Here is a 6,007-nt window from a genome sequence, read left to right on the forward strand (position 1 = left end):
TACTCTAATAAATTAATTTTTTAAATAAATATTTCTATTGTATTTAAAGTATTTTTGAAAAGTGTAAAGTATTTTTTATTGTTTAGATATAATTTCATTATAACATATTTTATTGTTTAATGTTTTTCTTGATTCCCATAAACTTGCAATGTATCAAAGCTATACTATTTGTAGGAAAAGGAGACCCTAATTATGGATCTCCTTCTATTGTACTATTGATATTCTATTTTTTCTATATCTTTACCTGAAATGTATATTGTTTTGATATATTTAACTACGATTTCTTCAGTAATACTATCTATATTTCCGCTTTTCTACAGTTCCTTATCAATAGCCTTTATACACTTATTATTTTCTTCAGTGGATTTTTCTAATTTATCTTTTAAGCATATAAATGCTTTTCTAGAAGCCTTACCAAACTTATAATTTTCAAATTCAATTCTTTTTTTCTTTGAAAGTTCATGATTATTATCATAGAATTTTTATGTTCCTTTAGGAGACATTCCTTTTCTGCCTTATCTGTATCTATTCCATTCATTGTCACAAACAAAAAAACTCTATTGTTTTAATCAAATTCCATCCACTGATGCTCTATCTTTCTCTTCTTTTCATCTTGATGTTCTCCTTTTAAATAGGTAAATAAAAGATCTGCTGTAATCTTATCTTGCTCAGGACTTAACATAAATTTTCCCTCTGGATCTAATACACCTAAGCCCCTTGGTCCAGAAACGACAACATAGCTTTCTGGAAGAAAAATCTGCTGTTCTTTGCCTACCGATATATTGTATTCATATTTATAGTCTTTAAATTCTTTTACACCATTGTCTGTAATCATAAATACCTTATCAGTGGAATAACAACTTGCAAAAAATCCAGAACCTAGATAAAATATGGGTTCATCAGTATCACATGTAATTTTATATTCCTTGTCATCAACGGTATCAAGAACATAAGTCCCATCTTCTCTACGATATATCAGATAATTTGATCTCTCAATCATATAGCTTGTAAATTTTTCTGTTAATTTCTTCTTATTTTTACCAAAATACCTATACTCTTTTCCTTTATGAAATATATATCCTATTTGATTATATACAGTAATATAGTCATATTCTATATCACTTTCAAGATGCAAAGAATACTCATTTCTCATATTAGGCCTTTTTGAATTATAAGCAAGTCTGCATAGCCCTTGTTTACCATCCTTTACTAGTATTAGGTAACAACTATAAATAAAAGTATCATATTTACTACCTACGGATTGTTCTTGATATGGTCTATCAATTGTAAAAATATTGTCGTAATCACAGGGTAAAAGTATGTCATATATAAATGAAATACCATCAACAGAGATAGCAATTCCATATTTAGAGTCCTTTTCTACTCTGAAAATTGGAACCTCACCCTCTAAAATGCTTCTAAATTTATACCCATCCCAATCAAATCCTTCGTAAAGTTTCAGGAAATAACTAGTCTTTTGCGGCAAAATCCTTAGTCTTTTCAAGGGTAATATTTTATAATTATTTTCTCCATCTAAGAACCCTATTAAATTAATATATTTATCTAAATCATTCTTCTCCCCTTTTATTTTAAAGATTATTTCTAGAAGTAATTTAGTATTATCTATTGGTGAATTGTTTTCTTTAATCAAGTCAACTAAGTTATAATATTCGGCTAAGTTTTTTAAAATATATGGAGGTGCCATTCTATCTCTACTTATGGTCTTGATATCCAAAATCCTCATATTTTCAAAGAAATTTCTATATCCATACTTATTTAAAAATCTATCTAAAAGAGTAGTTGTTTTATAGGCATCGTACATTGCATAAACAGTGGTCTCACTATAAGAAAATATGTCTTCCATTATTTTAACCATTGTTTCCGTTTCTTTCCGAGCTATAGAATCTCCAAGCGATCCATTAGTGCTTCTTTCTTCAAATTGATAACTTATCTCGATATGAGGTTGTCTCATTTCCCCTTTATCATGGATATTTTTAATAATTAATATGCCAATCTTATAGATTATATCCCCTGGCTTAGATGTAATATCTTGAATTAGGTCTACTATTACAACTCTTTCTAACGGAAACATTTTACCACTTCCTTTATATATCTACATTTATTGCTTTAAACAATATAAAATCCTTCTATCTCAACTTCGTCTTCTTCATCCTTCATAATATAAATATGTTCTCCTTCTATACCCCTCATCTTCTTTAAAATGTCAATATTGGTGCTTTCATTTAAAAAGAAAAAACTACGTTTCTTATCTATAAAATTTTCAATGCCAGAAACATATTTTAAATACTTAATTTCCTTTTCTTTTGACTGCCCAATATGCTTCAAATCAGCCAAACTCAAATTTTCATCTAGATAATTATTGGAGCCTCGAATTAACATTCGGAAATGATCCATGGAAGGCTCATCTTCAAAAACAAATATCATGCCTTGTTCCCTTTTAATAAATTCTTTAAGCTTATCTTCATATTCTTTCCCACAAGTTATTAAAATTATAGAGCTACCTATTACATTATCAGGAACTTTACCATTTATTAAAATCATATCTTCTCCAATAACTGGTAGTTCTACGTCAAAGTCAAAGTGAGGATCTTTAAAAAAAGACAAACTAAGTCCTAGTTTTCTATGCTTAGTATCTGCTTCTCTTATAGCATCATAAAGCTCAGCTTTTGTTTTGAAACCTTTGATTTCTGCATAAGTCATAGTTCTTCCTTTTCCAAATCTTCTAGGTCTTTTTATTGATGCGTCGTCTTCTATCATATTCTCTAATTTTCCCCAGTGGAATGTTGTATTCTATAGCTACACCAGAGTTGTGTGGTATATCTCTGTCATTTAGTACCTTGTACATATACTGTAATGAGTTCTCCCAGGCACGGTACTCAGCCTTTGGCGTTTTCCTATGCATTTTTTCATATACCTCATCTGCAATTTGCCTAGGTAAGGTGTCTTGATCCATACCGTACATAAAGTCTGTCTTAACACCTTCATAAATGAGCATTGCCTACTCCCCTTCTGCTTGAAAAACGTGTTTGTTTGTGTCAAATAAGGTCAGCATTAATTTACCATATATTATATTACACAAAGGGTTTATAGCAAAAAACTAGATTGTTCAAAAAACAGCTATCCTCATGTTATAGGTTTTTATCCTAAGAACACATTATCATTATGCCATTGTAAATACTTTGGATCTGGTAGCTGATCTTGCTTATTAGGTATAATAGTTAGCTTTTTTCCATGGTGTGCATAGTACTCTCTTCCATTACCAAAGTCCTCCTTGATGCGACGGCTGACCTCCACTGTCAAAGACTTATCCACAGTAATATAACCCCTATCAAGAAGGGTGTGGAAATCCCTTCTTAGTAAAAGACCGTTTCTTATATCATTTGGCCCATCTACGCTATATGGTTTAATATGGGAAGCCTCCAAGACTGGAAGAGTCTTTTCGCCAGTAATTGCACACCTTCTATGGTAGGCATCTGCAATTAAAACCTTAAATGCTCCCTGTCCTATCCTAGGCCTTACAATCCTTTCTGGTCCATAGCGATCGTTCAAAGAATCGTCCTGTATAGATGGAGGGCTGTTTTGTGCTTTATATATCCTCCCCTGAAGCTGATGATATAATTTGAGTCCATATTGCTCACTTGTATCATAAATCTTGCCTTGTACTATGTTCTTACTCCAATTCTCTGGAACAGGTATCCAATCTTTTTCATCTAAGTAAAAAGGCAAAGATAGAATAATGCAGCCTATCTGCGGATCAGGATCTGTAAAATGATTAGTTTTCCTGTACTTATATATTCGCTCATGAAGTTCTAATAAGCTCCTAGCACCATTTGCAATACCAAATGCTTCCCAGGCCAATGACGAGGGAATAATCGAAAATTTTAGGAAAAGCCCTCCACCAACAATGAAGTCTCTAGGACTGTGCAGCTTAAACAGAAACAAATCTCCCTCTTCAAGGGCCCTAAAGTTGGTATTGCCTCCTGGTCTCCAAAAGTTTACCTCTTCGCATTTGGACTGACTTAATGTCTTGTACCAATCATAGTCAGTAAGGCCTACATACATTTTCATATTGAATCACCGCCTAACTAGCTTTTAACTCTCTATTTTAGATTTTGTTTGCACTACATTTCAATGTTCAAACATCCATGCCCTATCATGAAATATATAAAGTAAAAATCTCGCCCTGCTAGCCCCCACATAAATATCTGCATCTGTACATGCACGACTATTCGGTTTTATACCGATTAAGAAAACCAGATCTGCCTCAAGACCCTTAAAGGACCTTATGGTCTCAAATTTGATAGCGTTGGGCTTGTCCTCCCCTGGTTTGGCCAGAGCCCACTCCTTGATTTTATCTGTATTACACAGACTGCTATTCTCGTATCTGTTGGGAGATAATATCATTATACGTTTTGGTGATATTCCCTGACTTACAAGTCTCCCAGCCTCATCCTCTATGAGCTTCTTCTCCATCTCCGGTGTATCCCAGGCAAAAGTTCTCACTGGTAAACCACCCTTTATGATACTAGTCAGTCTTGCTTCAGGAACCAGATCATTTATCCAATCATTTATATGTTCTGTATTGCGAAGGTTTCGGGTTAACTTTTGCTTTGAGACAGGTAGCTTTAGTAGGTCGAGGTCAGACTCAAACAAATTTTGATTTGGGTCTGCAAAAATATAAAAATGCCCATCCGGAGTCAACATACTCTCAAGGCAGGTAATCCAGGATGACTTAAAATCCTGCCCTTCATCAACTATAATTGCATCAAACTTTTCATCATTAGGTGCGTTTGTAAAGTAGTCAAAGCCCGTTTCAGCTAGCGTTTCATCAAAGTATTTACTTTGATCTGATTTATCTAATACGTATCCCTTTTCCTCTAAAAGGTATTCCAGCAAATTATGAAAGTTAGATGTGGTTAGTATCTCTGAAAGCTGTACAAATTCTATTTCTGCAAGTTTACGATTATAGCAAGTAAGTAATACCCGTTTACCCTCTTGTGCTAGTCTCTTTGATTTTTCCATGGCTACAAAGGTCTTCCCACTTCCAGCAGCGCCTAGAAATATCATCTTGTTATTAAGCTCTGTTTCGTCTAATATCCTTTGTTGCTCTTCATTGAGTATTCGCTTTGATCTCTTGTGAAATATTTCTATTTGGTCATCCAGGTGTGCAAAGGCCTTGAACGACGGCGCTAGTACTTTATCTAAAAGAATGGTAATAGCATTTGTGTTCCTTGAGTCTCTCTGCCCTGTTGGCTCCTTAATTTTAAACAAGTCTAGTATTTTGTTTTCTAGTTCAATCATATCACTAGATAGGAAAACACTGTTAGGGTTTAAGTCAGAAGGAAAATCACCCTGTAACCTCGAACATTCTGGAAATGCTATTGCATACTTAAATGGAAGTGGGAATTTTTCGTCTGCTTTTCTTGTATAGGCATTTAAAATTGCAAAAGCAGCATTCCGTGCTTGCTCCACTGGATTCCTGTGCAATTCACAGTAACTGCCTCCCTTGTATTCTGACCAGATACCATTACGATAGTCTATTTCACCTGACTTAACTTCAACAACAATAAATCCAATAGCTGGATGTACAATAACAAAGTCAGCCTCACAAATGACATCAAAATCTTCGGTGCGCTGTTTATCTTTAAATTTGTAGGAATAGAGCACCGTATAGCCTAGGGGTAATTGCTTTGCAGCCCTATAAAAACTGCGCTCACTACAGTTGTCAATGCCTTCAGGGTCTATGTTTGGTATCATTATCGCCATCTAATTAACCTCCTTAACAATTGCATGACAAAGTCTCCTGTAGTTAAACTACACAATATTAACCACCTGATTTGACGCCCTAAGTACATGCATGGGCATAGGCTCTCTTAGCCTATAAACAATGCTTATGGGTGCAGTGCCTTCATGGCTTACATAGTCTGCTAGCCCTAGGCAACGGAAGGTTTCTGCTGCACCATAGCTATCTGTTTTATCCTCCCTA

General features: G+C 34.2%; 5 protein-coding genes. All 5 read right to left on the reverse strand.

Going from position 1 to position 6,007, the window contains the following annotated elements:
* Window positions 1–565: 565 nt before the first annotated feature.
* Window positions 566–2,092, reverse strand: a complete 1,527-nt coding sequence (locus tag PHP06_10205; protein MDD3840913.1) for a hypothetical protein — start codon at window positions 2,090–2,092, stop codon at window positions 566–568.
* Between the two features lie 35 nt (window positions 2,093–2,127).
* Window positions 2,128–2,778, reverse strand: a complete 651-nt coding sequence (locus PHP06_10210) for a hypothetical protein (protein ID MDD3840914.1) — start codon at window positions 2,776–2,778, stop codon at window positions 2,128–2,130.
* Complete coding sequence (locus PHP06_10215; protein ID MDD3840915.1) at window positions 2,744–3,016, reverse strand: hypothetical protein; 273 nt, start codon at window positions 3,014–3,016, stop codon at window positions 2,744–2,746. Before PHP06_10215 ends, PHP06_10210 begins: the two co-directional genes overlap by 35 nt.
* Window positions 3,017–3,159: 143 nt before the next feature.
* On the reverse strand, window positions 3,160–4,089 hold the full coding sequence (locus tag PHP06_10220) for an HNH endonuclease (GenBank protein ID MDD3840916.1): 930 nt from the start codon (window positions 4,087–4,089) through the stop codon (window positions 3,160–3,162).
* A gap of 60 nt (window positions 4,090–4,149) precedes the next feature.
* Window positions 4,150–5,787, reverse strand: coding sequence for an NERD domain-containing protein/DEAD/DEAH box helicase (locus PHP06_10225; protein MDD3840917.1), 1,638 nt, complete (start codon window positions 5,785–5,787; stop codon window positions 4,150–4,152).
* Window positions 5,788–6,007 lie beyond the last annotated feature (220 nt).

The sequence above is a fragment of the Clostridia bacterium genome (assembly GCA_028698525.1).
GTDB lineage: Bacteria > Bacillota > Clostridia > JAQVDB01 > JAQVDB01 > JAQVDB01.